At 42.4% G+C, this 20041-nt stretch carries 17 protein-coding genes; 2 read left to right on the top strand and 15 right to left on the bottom strand.

Annotation, left to right across the window (positions count from 1 at the left end):
• Positions 1-9: 9 nt before the first annotated feature.
• From FXW07_RS14550 to glpX, 8 genes are all read right to left on the bottom strand, one after another.
• Positions 10-666: a hypothetical protein gene (locus FXW07_RS14550; RefSeq protein ID WP_229396050.1), complete on the bottom strand. Its 657-nt coding sequence runs from the start codon at positions 664-666 to the stop codon at positions 10-12.
• 428 nt (positions 667-1094) lie between these two features.
• On the bottom strand, positions 1095-2027 hold the full coding sequence (locus tag FXW07_RS14555) for an ATP-binding protein (RefSeq protein ID WP_229396051.1): 933 nt from the start codon (positions 2025-2027) through the stop codon (positions 1095-1097).
• Complete coding sequence (locus tag FXW07_RS14560; protein WP_229396052.1) at positions 2024-2893, bottom strand: ATP-binding protein; 870 nt, start codon at positions 2891-2893, stop codon at positions 2024-2026. The genes FXW07_RS14555 and FXW07_RS14560 overlap by 4 nt, the downstream gene beginning before the upstream one ends.
• A gap of 102 nt (positions 2894-2995) precedes the next feature.
• Positions 2996-4228, bottom strand: a complete 1233-nt coding sequence (locus tag FXW07_RS14565) for a cation diffusion facilitator family transporter (protein ID WP_229396053.1) — start codon at positions 4226-4228, stop codon at positions 2996-2998.
• A 144-nt stretch (positions 4229-4372) separates the two neighbouring features.
• A complete protein-coding gene (locus FXW07_RS14570; protein ID WP_229396054.1) occupies positions 4373-4750 on the bottom strand; it encodes a NifB/NifX family molybdenum-iron cluster-binding protein in 378 nt (125 codons plus the stop codon).
• Between the two features lie 389 nt (positions 4751-5139).
• A complete protein-coding gene (locus FXW07_RS14575; RefSeq protein WP_229396055.1) occupies positions 5140-5604 on the bottom strand; it encodes a NifB/NifX family molybdenum-iron cluster-binding protein in 465 nt (154 codons plus the stop codon).
• A 538-nt stretch (positions 5605-6142) separates the two neighbouring features.
• Positions 6143-7471, bottom strand: coding sequence for a tRNA (N(6)-L-threonylcarbamoyladenosine(37)-C(2))-methylthiotransferase (locus FXW07_RS14580; RefSeq protein WP_229396056.1), 1329 nt, complete (start codon positions 7469-7471; stop codon positions 6143-6145).
• Positions 7472-7761: 290 nt separating this feature from the next.
• Entirely contained in the window at positions 7762-8850 is a 1089-nt protein-coding gene (gene glpX, locus FXW07_RS14585) for a class II fructose-bisphosphatase (protein ID WP_229396084.1), read from the bottom strand.
• A 567-nt stretch (positions 8851-9417) separates the two neighbouring features.
• Here glpX and FXW07_RS14590 point away from each other — a divergent pair.
• The gene (locus FXW07_RS14590; RefSeq protein ID WP_229396057.1) at positions 9418-10149 is read left to right on the top strand and encodes a type 1 glutamine amidotransferase; all 732 of its coding nucleotides are present in this window, start codon (positions 9418-9420) and stop codon (positions 10147-10149) included.
• A gap of 276 nt (positions 10150-10425) precedes the next feature.
• On the opposite strand, the gene cgi121 is transcribed toward FXW07_RS14590, so the two are convergent.
• The 4 genes from cgi121 to FXW07_RS14610 form a co-directional block, all read right to left on the bottom strand.
• The gene (gene cgi121, locus FXW07_RS14595) at positions 10426-10956 is read right to left on the bottom strand and encodes a KEOPS complex subunit Cgi121 (protein WP_346655666.1); all 531 of its coding nucleotides are present in this window, start codon (positions 10954-10956) and stop codon (positions 10426-10428) included.
• Positions 10957-11438: 482 nt separating this feature from the next.
• Positions 11439-12230 (bottom strand): cytochrome B, encoded by a 792-nt coding sequence (locus FXW07_RS14600; RefSeq protein ID WP_229396058.1) that lies wholly within the window; start codon positions 12228-12230, stop codon positions 11439-11441.
• 14 nt (positions 12231-12244) lie between these two features.
• Positions 12245-14050 carry a nickel-dependent hydrogenase large subunit gene (locus FXW07_RS14605; protein WP_229396059.1) on the bottom strand — a complete coding sequence of 602 codons (1806 nt, stop codon included), beginning with the start codon at positions 14048-14050 and terminating at the stop codon, positions 12245-12247.
• Positions 14050-15309 carry a hydrogenase small subunit gene (locus FXW07_RS14610; protein ID WP_229396060.1) on the bottom strand — a complete coding sequence of 420 codons (1260 nt, stop codon included), beginning with the start codon at positions 15307-15309 and terminating at the stop codon, positions 14050-14052. The genes FXW07_RS14605 and FXW07_RS14610 overlap by 1 nt, the downstream gene beginning before the upstream one ends.
• Before the next feature lie 298 nt (positions 15310-15607).
• Between FXW07_RS14610 and FXW07_RS14615 the strand changes: the two genes are divergently transcribed.
• Positions 15608-16528, top strand: a complete 921-nt coding sequence (locus FXW07_RS14615; RefSeq protein WP_229396061.1) for a peptidoglycan-binding protein — start codon at positions 15608-15610, stop codon at positions 16526-16528.
• Between the two features lie 363 nt (positions 16529-16891).
• Here the strand turns inward: FXW07_RS14615 and FXW07_RS14620 are convergent, their stop codons facing one another.
• The 3 genes from FXW07_RS14620 to FXW07_RS14630 all read right to left on the bottom strand — a co-directional run bounded on the left by FXW07_RS14620 (position 16892) and on the right by FXW07_RS14630 (position 20034).
• On the bottom strand, positions 16892-17377 hold the full coding sequence (locus tag FXW07_RS14620; protein ID WP_229396062.1) for a hydrogenase maturation protease: 486 nt from the start codon (positions 17375-17377) through the stop codon (positions 16892-16894).
• 91 nt (positions 17378-17468) lie between these two features.
• Complete coding sequence (locus tag FXW07_RS14625; protein WP_048121880.1) at positions 17469-18233, bottom strand: cytochrome b; 765 nt, start codon at positions 18231-18233, stop codon at positions 17469-17471.
• A 25-nt stretch (positions 18234-18258) separates the two neighbouring features.
• Positions 18259-20034 (bottom strand): nickel-dependent hydrogenase large subunit, encoded by a 1776-nt coding sequence (locus FXW07_RS14630; protein ID WP_229396063.1) that lies wholly within the window; start codon positions 20032-20034, stop codon positions 18259-18261.
• Positions 20035-20041 lie beyond the last annotated feature (7 nt).

The raw sequence follows: 20041 nt of genomic DNA on the forward strand, positions 1-20041 counted from the left end.
GAAAAGATTTCAAAGAGGAGGTGTGGACTCATCTTCCTGCAGAAGTTCGGAAAAGAGCAGGGAACAGCCCGGAATCTGTTCGATGTTTACCATAATCATATTGATATAGAAAGGCCCTCCGCGTTTAATCTCAATAGGTGAGGGGTCTACAAATTCCCATATGTCAACAGGGTGTTTGAGATAAAAGGTCTCAAGCTCCGGGCTGTTCAAATGCATCCTGGATGGAAAACCTATGGCGTGGACTGTGGAGTTTAAAAGGGATTCAGAGCTCGCGTCCAGAATAAATACAAAAAAGAAGTATTCTCCGCGCGGCAGGTCAAGCATGAACTTGACATCAGTACGAAGTTCTGAGAGTAATAAGTCCTGCGTGCCTTTCCTGCACACCATAAGAAGCAGCACTTTATCTTTAATAAGGAGTTCCTGAACCGTGTCTGGCAGGAAAAGGTCTCCAAAAACCAGCTCAAACTGCTCATAACTCGTAGCTGCAAAATCATTTCTGATAAATAAAATGCCGTCCTCGCTCAACAGGGAATAACCCAGATTACCCTGAGAATCAACTATCGGAGATTTGCCAGCAGAGTTTTCTTTCCAGAACTCGTCAAGAGCTTTGTCATCTATCCGGGATAACAGGTGTACACAGGTTCCAACAGCGATATCTTTCAGCACTAAACCCCCATATTTAGAAATCGACTTCGATTAAAGAAGTACAGGCAAAAATCCGGTTATCAAAAATTAAGCGCAGAGATATTGTTAGCTTTAAAGATTGTTAGCTTTAGAGATTGTTAGCTTTAAAGATTGAGAGTTTTAGGGATTGTTAGCTTTAAAGATTGTTAGCTTTAAAGATTGAGAGTTTTAGGGATTGTTAGCTTTAAAGATTATTAGCTTTAAAGATTGAGAGTTTTAGGGATTATTTTAGGGATTATTTTAGTGATTGTTTTAGTGATTGTTTTAGGATTATTATTTTGTAGATTAATTGGCTTTGTAGATCATTAGTTTTAATGATTATATATAAAATGGATATTATATAAATGAATGGCCTATGAAAAAAGAATCTGAAGCTCTGAACCCGATACTGTGTATTTCAGGAACTAAAATTATAAGTTTTTCATTTTGAGAGTTTTAATCCTTTCTTGTTTATCCTGAATACCCATCAGTATCTTTTCCACCCTGGCCCAGATTTGGCAGACCTGATCCGCAAACTCACTTTCGTTTAAACACTCGCTGCCTTTAGTATACTCTATCAAGGTCTGTTCCTGAAGCATTGCCTTCGTTACAACGTCATTATAAGGAAGCCTGCCTATTACCGGAATTTCTATTTCGGCACAGAAATTTTCAATCAGCTTAGTATTCTCTTCATTTATGTCAGACTTGTTTATGCAGACGATAGTCGGGATCATGAAATGTGCAGTAAGCTCAAGAACTCTTTTCAGGTCATGAATTCCGGAAACGGTTGGCTCGCTTACCACCAGAACCAGGTCCGTACCTGTAATAGCTGCAATTGCGGAACAACCTGTTCCAGGAGGCCCATCAATTATGATTAAATCTTTATGATATTGTTCTGCAAGCTTTTTCGCATTGGTTCGAACAGTGCTTACAAGTTTTCCGCTTGTTTCTTCTCCGATGCCGAGCCTTGCATGAGCCATCGGCCCAAAACGGGTTTCGGAAGAAAAAGACTGGCCTGAAACCCTTTTTTCCATGGAAACTGCTCCGTTGGGACAAACAATTGTGCAGACAGCACATCCCTCGCATCCGTAAGGGTCAACTTCATAATTTTCATTTACCGCTCCATACCTGCAAAATTCTCTGCATTTTCCGCATTCGATACAGAGTTCCGGGTCAATCCTGGCAACCTCAAAGCCGTAGTAGTCTTCTTTTTCCATAATTTCGGGTTTCAGGATAAGATGCATGTCAGCTGCATCCACATCGCAATCGGCAATGACAGCATTTTTCGCAAGCGAGGCAAAAGCTGCCGTAAGGGTTGTTTTTCCAGTCCCACCTTTTCCGCTGATTACAGTAAGCTGCTTCATGTTCTAGCTTCCTCTACATCTGCAAGCTGGAGTTTTATTGCTTCAAACATACCGAGAAACTTCTCTTTCCATTCCGGCATTTCTCGAACAAAGGGAATGCCGCGAGAATAGAGTTCTGCAATTCTGAGATCGTTTGGGATCTTGAGAAGGACCGGGATTCCTTCGGCTTTGCAGTATTCTTCAACCCTTGAGTCTCCTAACCCCCAGCGGTTAATGATAACCCCAAAGGGAATTTTAAGCGCCCTTACAACGCCTACGGCAAGCTTGAGGTCGTGGAAACCAAAAAGGGTTGATTCAGTCACAAGCACACAGTAATCCACGTCACCAATAGAAGCAATAACAGGGCAGGAAGTTCCAGGCGGGACATCTAGAATTGCAGTTTTCCGGCCATCGATATGTTTCTTGAGCGCTTTGATAACAGCCGATGTCATCGTTTCCCCGATATTTAAAAGCCCTCTGTAAAACTCAGGTGAACTTTTTCCTTTTGCTTTTTCGATTACTCCAAGGGACCTATAAGATTCCTGGATTGCTTTTTCCGGGCAGAGAACAGCACATCCTCCGCATCCGTGGCAAAGAGAAGGGAAAAACAAAACTCTGGTAGGAAGGGCTGCCAGGGCGTTATAACGGCAAAAGTCCGAACATTGCCTGCAGACATTGCATTTTTCCTGATCGATTACAGGTACCGGACACACTACATCTTCTACTTTTCCAAGGTCAAAACCAAGGAAAAGATTACAGTTAGGTTCTTCTACATCGCAGTCAAAAAGCTGTACATCTAGCTGTACATCTGAAAGAGAAAGGGCAAGGTTTAAAGAAACCGTGGTCTTCCCGGTTCCTCCTTTTCCACTTGCAATTGCAATTTTCATATCCGATCTCCATGTTATTTCGCAGGTACTGTAATTTTCCATGTTTATTTCGCAGGCACTGTGATTTTCCATATTATTTTTCAGGAACTGTAATTTTCCATGTTATTTCGCAGGCACTGTGATTTCTTCAAGGTTCTGGAACCTGTCGAGGACTTCTCTGGCAGTATCTGCCCCGTCGGGAATTTGCAGAATTTTGATAAAATTATCTCGGAGCATATAGTATGGGCCTTCACCGACATTTCTTACCGCAAGGACGTTTGCTTTTTCCTGAATAATCAGGTCCACGGCTTTCATGCCTCCTTTTTTCTCAGAATTAAAAAATCGGTTTTCGATAATTTGATACTCTCCAGCCTTGCCCTCTTCTATCTCTACAAAGAGAAAATAAGGAGCTTTTCCAAGGTGCTCCGAAAGCTTTGCTTGAAACCCATTCTTATCAAAAACGGGAAGAGCTAGCCTAAAATTTTTCCGTTGTACAGGCTTTACATTAACAACAATATGCTCCAGGTTTTCCACTTCTTTTTTAACAGCCGTTTTGATTTCCTCAGAAAGCAGTTCCACCCTTTTCAGGTCGGTTTCACCCTCAACTTCAACCGTAGCTTCCCCGAAAACCACAAGTCCTGATTTTCGGAGTTTCAGGTCTTCAAGTTCTATCAAGCCCGGGATATTGCGTATGTCTTTTTTAATTCTCTCGCTTTCATCTTCATCGAGCCAGGCATCCATCAGGGTGAGCACTGCATCCCTGGCACTTTCGATTCCCATTTTGAAGATCAAAAGAGAAATTACAATAGTACCTAAACTGTCAAGTTTCGAGACCCCCAGCATAGAGCCAAGGACTGCAACAACCACTATCATCGAAGAAAAGGCGTCCGTATAAGAATGCACTGCGTCAGCTATTAAGGACTGAGAATTGATCTTTGTCCCTACATTTCGTTTGTATATGGAAAGGCCATAGATTGTAAGTACTGAAAAAACAGCCGTTGCAAGGGCAAGTCCCTGAAATTCAATCTGGGAAGTGGTATTTGCGCCTGTAAAGCCTTCCCTTAACAGTTCAACGCCAGAAAGCAGGATTAATAGAGAAACAAAGAGAGCTATGATATTTTCTGCCTTGTAGTACCCATAAGGAAAATGCTTACTGCTTTTAAGGCTTATCTTGAGCCCAATCCAGACTGCTAGAGAGGCAAAAATATCCAGGCCAGTGTGGACAGCATCAGCAAACAAGACTGTGCTTCCGGAATAAATACCCACAGCTCCTTTAAGGAAAGCAAGGAATGCAAGCGCCAGGGTTGCGTTCCTTGATGTTTTAACCCCCAGTTCCAGGTTGTCTTGCGCATTCATTTGAAGATCCGTTTTAAGTGAGTTATTAATTCATATCACAGCTTAGACAATCGAATTTTTAGAAAATTGAAACCTTTCTGGCACTCTCTGACAGTACTACTCTCTCTGATAGTACTACTCTCCCTGGCAGTACTTTTCGTGATTTCATTGATGGTGATGGTCGTCATGCCCATGTTCGGAGCAGGAATTCTCAGCAGTCGCGTTATGGAGTTTTCCTGCTTTCCAGGCCTCAAACGTATCCCTTACAGTACCGCCAGCCCCCACAAAAACCTTGATTCCATAAGATTCGAACATATTGACAGCCTTGAATCCGAGTCCGCCACAGAGCATTATATCTACTCCATTTTCATGAAGGTACTCTGGAGGCAGTCCGAGTCCTCCCATGTGCTCACTGGTGTTAGGAATTACAGTTACCTGGTCGGTCTCTGTGTCTATTATGGTGTAGGTCGGAGCTTTTCCAAAATGCTGTTCAACAATTCCGTCCAGACCATTCTCATCTCTTGTAGGAATACTTACTTTCATATAATCACCTGCATTGCCTATCGTTTTATTAATTAGTGGTGTTTTTTGATTGCATTGACACATATTTTGGGATTACACAACTATGCAAGTTTTTAACAAATTCTGGTGAATAATACCGTTTTTCACAAATTATGGGGAATAATGCCGTTTTTCGCAAATTCTGGTGAATCATGCCGTTTTTTACAAATTAAGGTGAATCGTGCCGTTTTTTGCAAATTATGGGGGATAACGATGTTTTTCATAAATTCTGGTGAATCATGCCGTTTTTTACAAATTATGGGGAATAATACCGTTTTTTGCAAACAAAGGAGATTAATACCGTTTTTCACACATGGAGGAATGTGTCTTTCTCAAAAATTTTATTTTACTAACTTTATCAAGACTAAGGATTACTTGCCTCTACCTGTCCCTCTTCCCATACCACCTCCTTTCATTCCCCTTCCCATGCCATTTTCTTTTTTCATTCCAGAACCAGGAGTGGTATTGGGACTGCGGATTGACTGAAGTTCTCCAGCTTTATACTGCCTTATAGCCTCCTGCACTGTACCTTTTATTCCGACTTGAACATCAATACCAAGCTCTGAGAAAATAGAAAAAGCATTGGGCCCCACTGTGCCTGTTAAGAGGACATCGACTTCTGCGTTTGCAATAATTTCTGCTGCTTTTATGCCGGTACCGCCAGAAGTGAACGCAGCGGCATTTGATATAGATTCCACATGTCTGGTCTCAGGGTTATAAATTACAAAGTAGCTGCATCTCCCAAACCTTGGGTCCACTTCGGAGTCGAGCCCCTCACCACTGGCTGTTACGCAAATGTTCATTCTTTTTACTCCACCTGTTTCCTTTGTGATCATCTATACTCAAAAGTCCTGGAATCCCATTTTCACTCATATGAGTAAAAGTATTTATACTTTCCTATGTGCCCGGGAACTTGTTGTATTTATCCTGTACTGAGCAGAATATCTGTAGAAAATAGCTTCAGAGAAAGTCCAGAATATTCAAGTTTTAATAAAAGTCCGGATCTCAAAAATCAAACCACAATAAAACCATCATGAGTTTCTTTATTAGAGCTTGAACTCAATTGGAGCTTTAACTCAATTGGAGCTTTAACTCAATTAGATCTTGAATTCATAGATCTTGAATTCATAGATCTTGAATTCATAGATCTTGAACTCATAGATCTTGAACTCAATTAGGGCTTGAACTCAATTAGATCTTGAATTTATGCTCGTTATAGAAAACTAGAAGCTTTCAAGCTCGCATGCTTCGAACTTTGGCTTTGGAAAGATAATTCCTTGAGTAGAGATTCTAAAAAATGTTATTTGAAGGAATTGAAAACAGCTATGATGAGAATTAAATATACACCTTACCTGGCATTCCCTATTGAATTTCTCATGTCTCAGAAACCGGTCGGTCTTCAATCAATTTTCCAAGGAAATATCCAGGTTTTGCAGCAACAATTTCAACATTTGCATACTGGCCGGGCTTTAGATTCGAGCCGCGTATAACAACCGGACGGTAAGCATCCGTGCGGGTGAGAATATCCCCGATTTCCGTATATTTCGAGACAAAGGCCCGACCTTTCCAGCCGATCATCGCCTGCTTGGACCCAATCTTGATTTGTTCACATACTTTATGTAATTCATGAGAACGCTGAACTAAAATCCTGGAGTCAAGGTTCCGAAAGGAAAAGGCTTTCGTATGCGGGCGAGGGGAATATCTTGAAATATTAACTTTTTCGGGGCGGTATTTCTGTACCCATTCGATAGTTTCCTTGAACTCGTCATCGGTTTCATCGCAGAAGCCTACAATTATGTCGGTGAAGAGGGATAAATCCTCGAAACGAGCGCGGAATTTAGTAATTATCGTGTCCACTACGTCCATTTTGTGCAGGCGGTTCATTCTCTTCAGGACCGAATGAGAAGCAGACTGGATTGGGAGGTGAAGAAGTTTGAAGACCTTGTCGGAATCAAAAGCATCTACAAGGTCATCGAGGATGGGGAGGACAGAAAATGGGTTCATCATTCCAACCCTTACTTTAAAGTCGCCTGGAATTTCCGAGATCATGCGCAGGAGTTCCGGAAGTCTGACACCCGTGTCCATTCCATACTGGCTGTCGTCCTGGGAAGTAAGCCAGATTTCCCTGCAACCCTCAGCAACAGCTGAACTGATATCTTTGACGATCTCATCCGGTGAAAAAGAGTGCAGTTTGCCTCTTGCATATTTTACAATGCAGTAGGAACAGGCAAAATTGCAGCCCTGCGAGATCTGGCAGATGTGAATATTAGGGTTGGAACGTTCATGCGGAACATTGAGAAATCCCACAGGTTCGGAAGCCCGGAACTCCAGATGTTCCCCTCCGGGCAGACATTCCGTTTTTCTCTGCTCGATTGAGGAAAGAAGCTCTCCAAGCCGAAAAATAGCATTTACCCCCAGGATATGAGCTTCGGGATTTGCATGCAGGATGTCCTCAAGCTGGACTTCAGGCATACAGCCTGAAACGATAACTTCCACGTTCTTTTCGCCCATGCTGCGAATTTTATACAGGATCTTCTGTTCCGTAGTGTATTTTACCGTACAGGAGTTGCAGATATACACCTCTGCCTGATCAGCAGCCTCAGGGCCCAGCAGTTCATACCCCAGTCTTTCGACGCTTGCCTTCATTATCTCGGCTGAGGCCTGGCTCGCCGAACAGCCAAAACTTTCAAGATAGACTTTCATGATTTAACTCTAAATTCTATGTTTTTTAATTTCGTAATTTTGAATTTTGAAACTTTGAATTTTGAAACTTTGAATTTTGAAACTTTGAATTTTGAAACTTTGAACTTTGAAACTGTAAATTTAGAATTATTCCTTAGTTCTGTATTTGATAATTCTGTAATCAAGTTCTGTATTTGATAATTCTGTAATCAAGTTATGTGATCATATTTTGTAGCCAAGTTCTGTAATCAAATTCTGTATATTCGCAAAGTCCGTGTTTTAAAAAAGATGAAAAAAGAGAATAAAAGGATTTACAGGTAGAGAGGAGTCTCACGCTTATCCTTTATATAAATACTGTCCGTAAACCTGACAGATCCGGATGCACCCATTGAGATTGTGTGTACCCTGGCATCCCCGCTACCGAACAGATTAACTTCTCGCAGAAAGTGGCCGGGAGTTACAGCTGATGCTGAAAAGATCACGTCGTTCCCTGGAACAAGCTTGTTGGTATCAAGGACATCATTGATGTTTTGAAGGGTGATTCCCATTTTTTCGAGCCTTGGCATTTTTTCTTCAATTTCTTTGTCGACCTTATCCTGGCTCTTTCCGTTTGCAACCGTGGGAAGCACAAGCCTTGCAAGGATTTTTCCGCCCAGGATTTTGATTGCAGCCGCTGTGAGTACTGCTTCACCCGAACCGCCTGCGCCCATTACCATATGAACGCCTGACCCACGGATTGCAGTTGAAACTCCGGGCATAAGGTCTCCGTCACTGATCAGCTTTACGCGGGCACCTGCTTCCCGAATTTCGGTTATTTTCTGGGCATGTCTTGGCCGGTCAAGCACAACGACTACAAGCTCTTCAATACTTCTATCGAGGGCCTTTGCGACTATCTCAAGGTTGTACCTGACTGGGGCATCCAGGTCGATCTTTTCATCAGGGTGTTCCTCTTCGTAGCGCACTACATCTGGCCCGACAACAATCTTGTCCATATAGATATCAGGGCCGTGGAAAATTCCTCCCCTTTCAGCCATTGCCATAACTGCGACTGAGCCAGGCCCGCCATCTGCAGTAAGGTTTGTCCCTTCAAGAGGGTCGACTGCAATATCGACTTCAAGGTCTCCTTTTCCTGTTCCTACGTGCTCCCCGATATAAAGCATGGGAGCCTCATCCCTTTCTCCTTCCCCTATCTGGATTATGCCTTTCATGTCAAGTTTATTCAGCATCCTTCGCATGGCGGCAACTGCTACCTGGTCGGCAAAACTTTTGTTCCCACGCCCCATCTGGTACGCTGCGGCAATGGCAGCAGCTTCGGTCACATGAATAAGTCTGGGCAATAAATCACATTCTATAGGCCCTGAACAATCAATCATTTCCTCTACGGTTTTTGGATGAGATATAAGAATCAACTCCCATTTTCTACTTGCGAATAATCTGCTTCCTGATATGAAATCTTTTTTCGGCAATTTACTCTTTATATTTAATTGATCTCATAACACAATAGTATATTAATGAATCTATTGGCCGAATGGAGGCATATATGGAGTCATATATTTATTTATGAAGCGTTCATCACAGAAAGTCCTGTAAATAGAGGGCCTTCAAGAAGACTCCAAAATAAAGCATACAGATAAGAAGTATAAAATAATGGTTAAAAAAGCCTGGCTTAAAACTGATGGCTAAAAAAGTCTGGCTTAAAACTGCCAGAAATTCAGGCTCTAAAGCTTGCCTGAAACTCAATTAAGAATGCTTCATAAAACAAACAGTTGCTAGTGTCATGAAAATGTAATTATTGAGCAAACCTTTGATAGCTTTCCATCAACAGATAGCGATTCAGAGTTAACATGTGACCAATAACTAAATTTTCAAGATACTAGACAATTTGATTTAAACCTTACCTGAAGTGCATTTAAAGTTTAATTCAAAAAGAGCAGTTTCTGCTCAATATACTTTAAGGGGAAACACCCATGAGAATTCACTGTTTACAACACCTGAAAAACGATACCCTGGGAAGTATAGGGACCTGGATAGATGATAAAGAATATAAACTTACGAAAACCCTGCTTTACGAAAACTCTTTTTTTCCTGCCCCTGAAGAATTCGATTTGCTCCTTATAATGGGCGGCACCATGAGCATTTATCAGGAAGAGGAATATTCCTGGTTAAAACCTGAAAAAGAATTTGTGAGTAAAGTAATAGAAGACGGCAAATCCGTGCTTGGAAGTTGTTTTGGAGCTCAGATGATTTCCGAAGTGCTTGGAGGAAAAGTTACGAAAAATCCGTATAAGGAAATCGGCTGGCATACGGTACGGTCTATAGGAGAAAATATCGAACAAAGCCCGAGCGAGCTAACGGATTCAAAGCTTCCGTCCTGCATGTTTCCTGAGTTTACCGGTTTTATGTGGCATGGAGACACCTTTGAAATTCCAGCCGGAGCAGTGAAGCTTTTTGAAAGTGAGGCCTGCCCGAATCAGGGATTTATTTACAATGGAAATGTTCTCGGGCTACAGTTTCACCCTGAAGCCAACAGGCAGTGGGTAAGAAATCTGATCAGGGATTCAGGGCACGATCTTGTGTCAGGAAAATATATCCAGTCTGAAAAGGAAATACTTGGGCAGGAAAGCTTTTTTGATAGTTCCAGGAACCTGGCCTTTTCCCTCATGAACTGGTTTGAAGAGAAATGTGGGCAAGAAAACTAAGTGGTAAAAATTACGTAGAAACAAGAAACAGAAGATTGAAGAGAAAGAGAGATTGAAGAAAAAGAGATATTGAAGAAAAAGAGATATTGAAGAAAAAGAGATATTGAAGAAAAAGAGATATTGAAGAAAAAGAGAGATTGAAGAAAAAGAGAGATTGAAGAGAAACAGAAGATTGAAGAGAAACAGAAGATGAAAGAAAAAGAAGATGAAAGAAAAAAATAGATGAAAAAGAGAAGCTGAAGAGAAATTATAGACGCAGGTTCAGATTGCCCTTTTTTACTTTGCAAAATCTGCCAGCGCTACCCTCTCAATCACAAGTTCGGGAATGTGTTCTTCCCCTGAAGCTTCAATTTCAGCATCCGTGATCCCGAACACAGAAAGAATTCCCTGCTTTTTGTAATCGGAATAAGCAAGCAGCTCGGAACAGGGCTTTTCAGTAATGAGTTCTTTTAATGCAGAGAGAGCCAGCACCAGATTGTCCATTTTTCCAAGCAGCACGAATACGGCATTGTTTTCCCCTTTACATAGCCCAATCGAAAAACTCCTTTCAATCTGCCTCTCTCCGGACGCATATCGCATAATCTCGATACCGGGATCGTTTGCTATGTTCCTGCCTGCAGCAATTGCCCGAAGAGCTTTTCCCACTGCAAAATGAAGGTGTCTTTCCCCTGCGATCAGGTCTGCGTTCAAACCCTGAATAATGACATCATTTTCGGAAGCTATCGAATTTATTGATTTTAGAAAGCCGGAAAGATTAGGGATATTTACGTTCCCGCAGATTACCTGGATTTCCCTTTGCATTGTCATAGTCCTGCCATATCGCGGGCTTTACAATAAGGATTTCGGTTGTAGAAGAAACAAAAATGGAGAGAATGAAAAAAAGATAAAAGATGGAAATAAAAGAAAAGCCGAGAACTCTCAAAAAGGGCTATAAATGATTAAACTTTTAAGAACTAACTCTACCACCATCAGCCCAAGCATTACCAAAAAGAAAAGGATTAAAAGGTTGAGAATGATCGGGTTAATTCTTCTTCGAACTTCCCCAAATCCATACATCTCAATTACCATATATAATAATGATAGATTAGTATATAATCATTTACACATTTATATGCTTAACAAATACATACTAACTGCTCTATCCTGTCTGCATTCTACACTATGTGCATTATCCACTATCAGCATTCTCTACACTATCAGCATTCTACACTATCAGCATTATTCACTATGTGCATTATCCACTATCAGCATTCTATACTATCAGCATTCTACACTATCTGCTTTTGTTATCAGTGTTCACCTGTCACTCTTTTTTGCTCGTCCTCATCAATTACTTTGACAAAATGCCTATCTGAGAGATCTTCTTTTCCGGACCAGAAGATTGCCTTATGATATTTCCATACGTATGGATCAAATTCAATAATTCCTACATGGACCACAAGTTCAAAGACAAACCAGTAAGCTGCAAGCAGATGTAATAAGCGAAGCAACCCTAAGGCATTGACATCGAAAAAGGACGCAAAATACCAGGTTACGGAAAGTATCCATGCTGCAATAGGAATTCCGAAAGGAGACCATTCCAGGTTGTAGAGCACTACTCCTGTAATTGCTATAATGACAATTGCTATGCTCTCAAGGACGATCAGAATTTTAAGTACAGGATGAAGCTTGGTTACATAGTGCCCTTTACTTTCATCATAGATAGTAAAAGCCGGATACCTGCCTTTTCCAAAAAAGTTCTTTATAACGTCAATGAGCCTTTCTGCATCATCTTTTCCGAAAATGTAAGAGTCCTTAAAATGCATTATCCTGTCTCTGACACTGCACCTTTCTTCTTTGCAGGAAAAAAGGTTGTACGGGACCAGAATCCAGTTTGCAACCAGGAAAAAAGGCACAGCAATCATATGCCAGGTTCGGGCTGTTTGAAAAGCCATGAAACCCCAACCAAAGTAGATCTTGAATCCTGTAATCAGAAGAGTAAACATGGCAATAAGATGAACCAGATGAGTAACCCGCTCAAGCCACGTATAACGTTCAACAATTACACTTCTGGAAGCAGGTCTTTGAGCAGATCGTACCATACTTTCAACCTCCTTCAAAGTACCTTAATTGTATAATCCGGGTGCTTTCCGGTTTTATCAATCGTAGTTTTATCAATTGTATGAACTGCACATGCCAGGCAGGGATCGTAAGACCGGGCTGTATGCAGGATTCCGAGAGGATTTGAATAATCCACTCCAAGTGCATTTTCGGCAGCCGAGATTTTGGTGCCTATTAGAGCCTGCTCAACAGGGCTTGGGATTCCCTGCGAATTCCTTGGAGCAAGGTTCCAGGTGCTCGGAACCACAGCCTGGTAAAGGGTTACCATAGAATCCGAATCTGTAGCAATCCAGTGCCCCAGTGCTCCTCGCGGAGCTTCCCATAAACCCATTCCTGTGGAACTTTTTGCCATGGAAAGATCGGTATGCACAGCAACCTTTCCACCTGCCTGAAGGTCCTGCGTGAGCCATTTTATAAGTTCCGGGACCACTACAAGAATTTCCTGCATCCTTGCAATCATGCGAGTGTAGTTGTTGACAGGATAGTAGCCGTTATCCTGAAAAGTTTTTACCAATCCCGTAACAAGAGGTTCTCCCATAACCACCATACGGGCAAGAGGGCCGACTTCACACGGAATGCCGTCATAATGAGGGGCTTTTGCCCACGAGTAACGGCTCTTCGATCCTTTTGTATAATCAATATTTTCGGGATTCCCTTCCGGAACCGTAACCCCATCCCAGGGAGGACGATCGTTTACATCGTCAATATAAAAGGAGTGGCTAATACTTTCTGAGATCTTCCTGTAGTCAAATTTTTCAAGCTTGAAATATCCATTCATATAGCCGGAGGGAATAACTCTGCTATCAGCAGGACTTGTAGGGTCATATCCATCTCCTTTCTCGGGCTTAAAGAAAACTCCGTAGGAAAGAAAACCAATCTTATCGGGATCTTTGTAAGTCCCTGCAAGGTCCATTTTCATACTGATAGGCAGGCCGAGAAGTTTTTCTCCTACCAGTTCCGAGCCGAAAGCTGCAAAGAAAGGGACGTCTCCCCAGCCAGACGAGTGTGAGAAGTCCTTGCTGTCAAGGGATTTATTCAGAAGTTCTTGCAGGTGATTAAGAACGAAATTAGCAGCCTTTTGAGGAGAAGAAGCCCTGTAGGTATTTTCAATCCAGGTATCGGGAGAGACCCCAAGAGTAAATGCTTCAACAAACTCCATCGTTTTCGTGACATAGCTTAAAATTTGCCCGATATCAGCAACCGTCGGAGAATAAACTACACCTCCAACATGCTGAAGAACCGGATGGGGCATCTTGCTAGCTATTAAAGAAATGGCTTCGTGCAAGCGGCGAAATTCCACTATAGCGCCCAGATAGGATGAGCCTGCCGGATAACTGGCACCGTCAATCTGATAAATCAAAGGTGCAAAACGCCCCTGAAGTTCTTTCCAGACTGCATTTCCAACATCACCGTATTTTGCCAGGATGTCACGGTAAGCCGGGTTTGCAAGGTCAGGGGCCCAGAGCACGTAGACGTGCGCTGCATGGCTGGCTATGTAATTCAGAGCCTGCTGGATGTTTCGCATTAAAAGACCGTTCTTGGGAACCTCACCTGCAACTCCAAAAAGTTCATCGAGGGCATTTGCTGCAGCTATGCCGTGGCTAACCGGACAGACCCCGCAGATCCTCTGGGACAGAAGTGCTGCATCCCTGGGGTCCTGGCGCTGCAGGAGACGTTCAAAACCCCTTAACTGCAAACCGTTACTCTGTGCATCAGTAATCACGCCTTCCCCATTGACTTCGGTATTGATCCTGTAGTGCCCTTCAATTCTCGAAACAGGATCAACAGTGACCTGTACCATTATTTTTCACCTCCGTTCTCCTCTATGTTTTTCTCTCTGGTTTTCTCTCCGGTTTCTTCTGGAGTGCTTTCTTCGGCAAAGCCTTCCTCGTCCTCAGGTCTTTTCATGGCAGTTCTCCTTACAGCATGAGCCCCTGCAGCAAGTAGCGCGCCTCCGATTGCCACGCCCGCTATAGTAGTGATATTCGTACCTACAATTCCTGTCTTCTCAATTTCCACAAAAAAAGGCCTGGTACTATCCGGGAAGCCCGGCTGGACGCAGCCAATACAGGGAGAGCCTGCCTGGGGACAGTAATTGAGATGGCCGTTCCAGTTGCGAGTAGCACAGTCTGCATGGGTATAGGGTCCCTTGCACCCTAGTTTCCAGAGGCACTTCGGCCCACCTACTGTAAGCTCAAACTCTCCACGGTCATAGTACCCGCGACGAGAACAATTATCATGAATAACGTGGTCAGGCGGGAAGAAAACCTTTGGACGTTTCCAGTGGTCCAGCACATTAGGCAAATCATCAGGTATCTTTATCTTTCCCAAAACAACTGCACCTATTGTCAAAAAAACCCAGTCTGGATGAGTAGGGCAACCAGTAAGATTAATTACAGGCTTTTCGATGCCAAGAAGATCTAAAATCCCCTTAGAAGCATCTTCCATAGTAAAAACAATCCCCCGGGGGTCCATAAGTTCAACTATATCACTCTTAGCAGAGTTCACCCCGCCGTTAGTCGCACAATTCCCAATTGCAATAATTGCTAAAGCGTTTTTAGCAGCTTTCGCGTAAATCTCTTTATAGGTCCTTCCTCCCAGCATGAGATATTTCCCGGAACCTTGAGGTCCGTTCGAAATTGCTCCTTCGGAGACCAGAACATAACCTTTTTCCCTTCCCAGGATCTCATCCAGTACAATCTCTGAATTAAGATCACTGGTATTTGCGAGTTTCCCATCTACGAAAATTCCCTGCTGCATCATTAAAACTTCATGATAGATAAGTTTGAGATTGTACTCCTGAAGGAATTCGATGATATCAGGAGATCCTCCGTCCAGCATTGATATGGTACAGCCACTATCCATTACTCCGTGAAGCCATACAACTTTAGTTTCAGAAAACTCAAGAGCTTTTGCTATATCGTTTTTATACGTTTGCAAAAACAGTGAAGCCCCTAATACCCCCACAGCTTTTATAAATGTCCGCCGATCCATTTTCATGAAATCGAGATTTTTAAACTTTTCAAGTAAGTCGTCATTATCCGTTCCACTTCCCCCCATGTTACAAATAATTATATCTAAATATATATAAAAAATAGAGTCCAATATATTAAAGACTATCATATCTATAAAAGACTAACAAATCTTCAATAACTCGCGTTACAGGTAACTCCTTTACTTTGCAATAGCAGGAGCTCGTTTAAATTAAATTTAAGTCATTTAATAAATATAATTTTTCTAAAAACTTATATATTTTAATATCACTACTTTATTTATTGAAATTTTAAGGCTAGTAATGTTTAGTGATAACGCTGCATGTTTCAGGGAAAAGTTGTGCGGCAAATATGGGGGATAGAATATGACTATTGGGGATGGTCACGACTTAAGGTCGTCGAGATTTGCAGGTGATGAAGTTCTGGAGGGCTGCTATGACAAAGAAAGAGTTCTCCAGAGAGGAGATAGCGGCTCTGCGGTAAGGAAAGTTCAACAGGCTTTAATATTTTTGGATTTTCCAGTGCCTGAAGTTGGAGCCAATGGTATTTTTGGCGGGGAAACCGAACTTGCGGTTAGAAGTTACCAGGAGTCACGAGGCCTGAAAGTTGATGGTATAATAGGGTCAGAGACTATAGGAAGTCTTGATGAGGAATTTTTCGCGGGCTCCCGGAAGCCTTCGGTTTCACCAGTAACCGAACCGCAGGTATCAGAAATTCCTGCTCCATTATTCCCGGAATCTCCGGTTCGATCACCAAGAGCATCTCCGGTTGGACCGGTAAGAGCACCTGAAGTCCCGCCAGTAGAGATGCCACGTGCTCCAAGAGTAGGAGCTCCTGCGGTTAAAATACCACAACCTCCTGAAGCACCGGTAGCGGGACCTCCAATCCTGAAAACCCAGGCAGTTCCGCTTGACCAGAAGCCTGTGCATGTAACCAGACCCATAACTCCACCTATGACCAGACTACCCCCTACGGTTGATAGTAAGGGACGTAAATTCCATACTGCAGGAACCTGGAGTGGGAGTAGTTCTTCTTTTGAAGCTGAAGCTGGAAAATCGGTACGTCTCGAAGTAAGTAACCTGAATGTTAAGGAATCAAGTATTATGATAAAAACAAATACAGGGGAAGCAAAAGAATCTATACTTTTGCCTGATACTCTTGTAAATTTTGAATTCTCTGCAATAACAGAGCCTTTTATATGGAGATTTTACATCGAAACCGACAGTGAAGACTCTTTGATTGAATGGAAACTCTATAGCAACTGGGTGCCTGGAAAATCCGAGTAACTATTGAGAAAAATGCCGTTAATAGTAAAAAGGCTTCAAATGAAGGTTTAAATAAACCTTAAAATATATCAAAATAGGATCTGCCCTGAGAGATGGAAACCTACTTCTTCTCTCTTCAGAGGTACATCCAGTCCGTTTTTAGAGTTTTTTCCGGCAAAGTTTTGAAATCAGTTTTCTATCCAGGGCTTTGAAACATAACTTGTTTTTCCAGTCTAATTAGAATACAGGGTAAGAAAAACGAATAAAAATAAAATGGAACCAAATCAAAGAATTAACAACAATAATAAAATTTGAGAAATTAAAGAAAACGAATATCAATAAAATGGAATCAAATAACTAACAAAAATAATAAAAGTTGAAAAATTAAAGTGAAGAAAAGACCTCTTCCTTGATGAGCTTTATGGCTTTATCTACACCTTTAAGGACATCTGGACTGATTTCAAGCGTAGCTTCCGTGACAATTGATCCGATTTCAATCCCAATGACCACAATTTCTGGAAGTTCTTGGACCTGTTCTCCTATTTTCAATACATCTGTAATTGTCAGGTCATGTACTGAAACCAGGGGGTGAAACTCTACGCCTTCAAGTAATTCCTTCCCTTCTATATGGTGTACTGAACCTGGAGGGCTGTTAGCCAGAATTGCATCAACTATGATGACTTTCTTGGCGTCATCGAGAAGATTTAGAAGGTCAAGCCCGCAGACCCCTGCATCCATGATATCGATATCCTTGAGGTCTTTAAGTTCTGATTCTTGAAGAACCTCAATGACTTTGAGGCCAACACCATCGTTTCCCATTAACGGGCTTCCGCAGCCAAGGATGCGTATAGGAGCATTTAGTATAGACATATTTTCACTCAAAAAAGCAGTTAAAAAGGTATACAGGCTTTTCAAAAATGCCTGTACTACCTTAAATTTGATATTTTTCTTTATGATATTTTCACGGCTTTTCCTTTGTAGGGTAGTAAGCTGGGAGAACCTCAGAATAATGAGTATCTCTCAGATCCTCTTTTCCTGTCAGGAAGATAGCTTTATAGTACTTCCAGACATGAGGATCGAATTCCAGAATACCTACGTGAACTACAAGTTCAAAAACAAACCAGTAGGTCATCAGCAGGTGAAGTACCCTGAGGAATTCCAGAGGAGACAGGTTGAATAACGGCGAAATAAAGCCTGTTATAGTCAGTATCCATGAGGCTATTGGGAGGCCGAAAAGTGACCAGTCGAGCTTGTAAAGCACAACACCTGAAACCGCGATTAAGAAGATAGCTGTACCTTCAAGCACGATCAGGATCTTCATTAAGGGGTGAAGTTTGGTCTTGTAGTGGCCAGTAGTTTCATCATATATACTGAATGCCGGATATCTGCCTTTCCTGAAGAAGTTACCAATTATACCGCCAAAGCGAGCTGCATCCTTAGGGCCGAAAATATAATGGTCCGTAAAGTGCGAGATCTTTCCCATAAACCCATGACCTTCAGAGAAGATGTTGTAAGGAATAAGGATCCAGTTCACTGCAAGCAGGAATGGGACCGCTATCATGTGAAGACCGCGGGCGGTATGGAAACTCATAAATTCCCATCCCATATAGATCTTTAACCCGGTAATGATGAGCACTAACATTGCAACAGCGTGGACAGTATGAGCTATCCTGTCAGTTACTGTATAGCGCTCAACAATCATCGGCTTGTCGCCTTTAGATTTCATTGTGGGTCATCTCCCTGTACTATACTTAGAGGATTCTTAGTGTATTTGGAGCGTTTTTCCCAGTCAGGTCAATGGTGTGGACTGCACATGAAATGCAAGGATCGTAGGACCTTCCCATATGGAAAATGCCAACTGGATTGGTATAATCGACATCTCCAACTGTGTTGATTTTTGAACCAATGAGAGACTGTTCAAGTGGACCAGGAATTCCTTTGCTGTCTCTTGGGGACATCAACCAGCTACCCGGAACTATACACTGATAGTTGGTAACTTTTCCATCGCTGCCAGCAGAGACCCAGTGACCAAGAGCTCCACGAGGTGCTTCCCACAGGCCCATTCCTGAATTGTTTTTAGCTGTATTAAGGTCTATAGGCACGGAAATCTTGCCGTTGGGGTTGTAATCAACTGTTACCCAGTTGAGAAGTTCATATGCGAGAATTGCAGTTTCCTGCATACGAGCCAGCATCCTGGTGTAAACGTTAGCTGCAGAGTAACCATTCTCAGCGAAAGCCTGAGCCAGACCGGTTACTAGAGGCTCTTTTATATTTAGCATGCGTGCAAGAGGCCCGACTTCACCGGCCATTCCGTCATATCTCGGAGCCTTGTCCCAGCTGTACTGGCTGTTTGAACCGCCTGTGTAAACGATTTTATTTGGATCCGTCAATGGAACGGTTTCACCTTTTGCTGGTGCGAGGTCATTGGAACTGTTCTGGTAGAAGGAGTGAGCAGTACTCTCAGTAATCTTTTCCGGATCAAATTTCTGGTATTCGAGCTTTCCTGTTACCACACCTGAGGTGAAAATACGGTCTCCTGCTGGGCTCTTCGGGTCGTATCCGTCTTTGTACTTGTAGTATCCACCATATGAAACGAAGCAGATCTTTGCTGGGTCCTTGTACCCACCGATTGTATCATGTTTAAGGCTTGCTGGAAGACCGAGAATCTTTTCTCCTACAAGTTCTGAACCAAAAGCTGCATAGAATTCCACATCTCCCCAACCTGCATCTTTGGAGAAGTCATTTGAAGTCGATGTTTTATTATAAAGGTCAGTCAGGTGTTCAGTAACAAAGCTTACTGCTTTTTGAGGAGAGCTTGCCTGATAGGTATTTTTAATCCAGGTATTGAAATCAACTTTCAGAGTATGTTTGGATACGAAATCCATGACCTGCAGATAGTAAGTGGAAAGTTTGGTTATATCTCCGACAGTAGCCGGGTAGGTATATCCACCTGGATAAAGGGATGAAGGACCGGGCATTCTACCGGCAATGAGTGCAATAGCCTCTTGAAGGCGTTTCTTCTCAGGAATTGCTGCAAGATAGGAACTCCCTACAGGTACAGCCGCGCCATCCATCTTGTAGCTGATTGGGGCAAACCTTCCAACCATTTCATTCCAGACTGCGTTTCCGGTGTCTCCAAGTGTTGTAAGGACCTTTTTGTATGCCGGGTTTGCAAGATCAGGACCAAAGAGAACATATATATGAGTTGCATGGCTTGCAACCATATTCAGGCCCTGGAAAATGTTTCTCATCATAAGAGCATCTTTTGGAACGCTCTCAGCTACGCCGTAAAGGTCGTCAAGAGCATTTGTGGATGCTAATCCATGAGCAAGAGGACAGACACCACAAATTCTCTGAGTAAGAAAAGCTGCATCTCTTGGATCCTGGTTCTGAAGAATGCGTTCAAAACCCCTGAATATAAGAGAAGATGACTGGGCGTCGGTAATAACACCGTCAGCACCTACTTCAGTGGATATGCGCTGGTGACCTTCAATTCTAGTTAAGGGATCAACTGTAACGTTTACCATTTTTCAC

It is taken from the genome of Methanosarcina sp. DH1, assembly GCF_020804205.1.
Lineage (GTDB): Archaea > Halobacteriota > Methanosarcinia > Methanosarcinales > Methanosarcinaceae > Methanosarcina > Methanosarcina vacuolata.

Bases quoted from the DNA above. Each gene is read 5' to 3' on its own strand.
- FXW07_RS14580 (WP_229396056.1), bottom strand. From the start codon at position 7,471: ATGAAAGTCTATCTTGAAAGTTTTGGCTGTTCGGCGAGCCAGGCCTCA.
- FXW07_RS14555 (WP_229396051.1), bottom strand. From the start codon at position 2,027: ATGAAGCAGCTTACTGTAATCAGCGGAAAAGGTGGGACTGGAAAAACA.
- FXW07_RS14620 (WP_229396062.1), bottom strand. From the start codon at position 17,377: ATGTCTATACTAAATGCTCCTATACGCATCCTTGGCTGCGGAAGCCCG.
- FXW07_RS14590 (WP_229396057.1), top strand. From the start codon at position 9,418: ATGAGAATTCACTGTTTACAACACCTGAAAAACGATACCCTGGGAAGT.
- FXW07_RS14565 (WP_229396053.1), bottom strand. From the start codon at position 4,228: ATGAATGCGCAAGACAACCTGGAACTGGGGGTTAAAACATCAAGGAAC.
- FXW07_RS14560 (WP_229396052.1), bottom strand. From the start codon at position 2,893: ATGAAAATTGCAATTGCAAGTGGAAAAGGAGGAACCGGGAAGACCACG.
- FXW07_RS14625 (WP_048121880.1), bottom strand. From the start codon at position 18,233: ATGAAATCTAAAGGCGACAAGCCGATGATTGTTGAGCGCTATACAGTA.
- FXW07_RS14600 (WP_229396058.1), bottom strand. From the start codon at position 12,230: ATGGTACGATCTGCTCAAAGACCTGCTTCCAGAAGTGTAATTGTTGAA.
- cgi121 (WP_346655666.1), bottom strand. From the start codon at position 10,956: ATGACAATGCAAAGGGAAATCCAGGTAATCTGCGGGAACGTAAATATC.
- FXW07_RS14570 (WP_229396054.1), bottom strand. From the start codon at position 4,750: ATGAAAGTAAGTATTCCTACAAGAGATGAGAATGGTCTGGACGGAATT.
- FXW07_RS14615 (WP_229396061.1), top strand. From the start codon at position 15,608: ATGACTATTGGGGATGGTCACGACTTAAGGTCGTCGAGATTTGCAGGT.
- FXW07_RS14575 (WP_229396055.1), bottom strand. From the start codon at position 5,604: ATGATCACAAAGGAAACAGGTGGAGTAAAAAGAATGAACATTTGCGTA.
- FXW07_RS14610 (WP_229396060.1), bottom strand. From the start codon at position 15,309: ATGGGGGGAAGTGGAACGGATAATGACGACTTACTTGAAAAGTTTAAA.
- FXW07_RS14605 (WP_229396059.1), bottom strand. From the start codon at position 14,050: ATGGTACAGGTCACTGTTGATCCTGTTTCGAGAATTGAAGGGCACTAC.
- FXW07_RS14630 (WP_229396063.1), bottom strand. From the start codon at position 20,034: ATGGTAAACGTTACAGTTGATCCCTTAACTAGAATTGAAGGTCACCAG.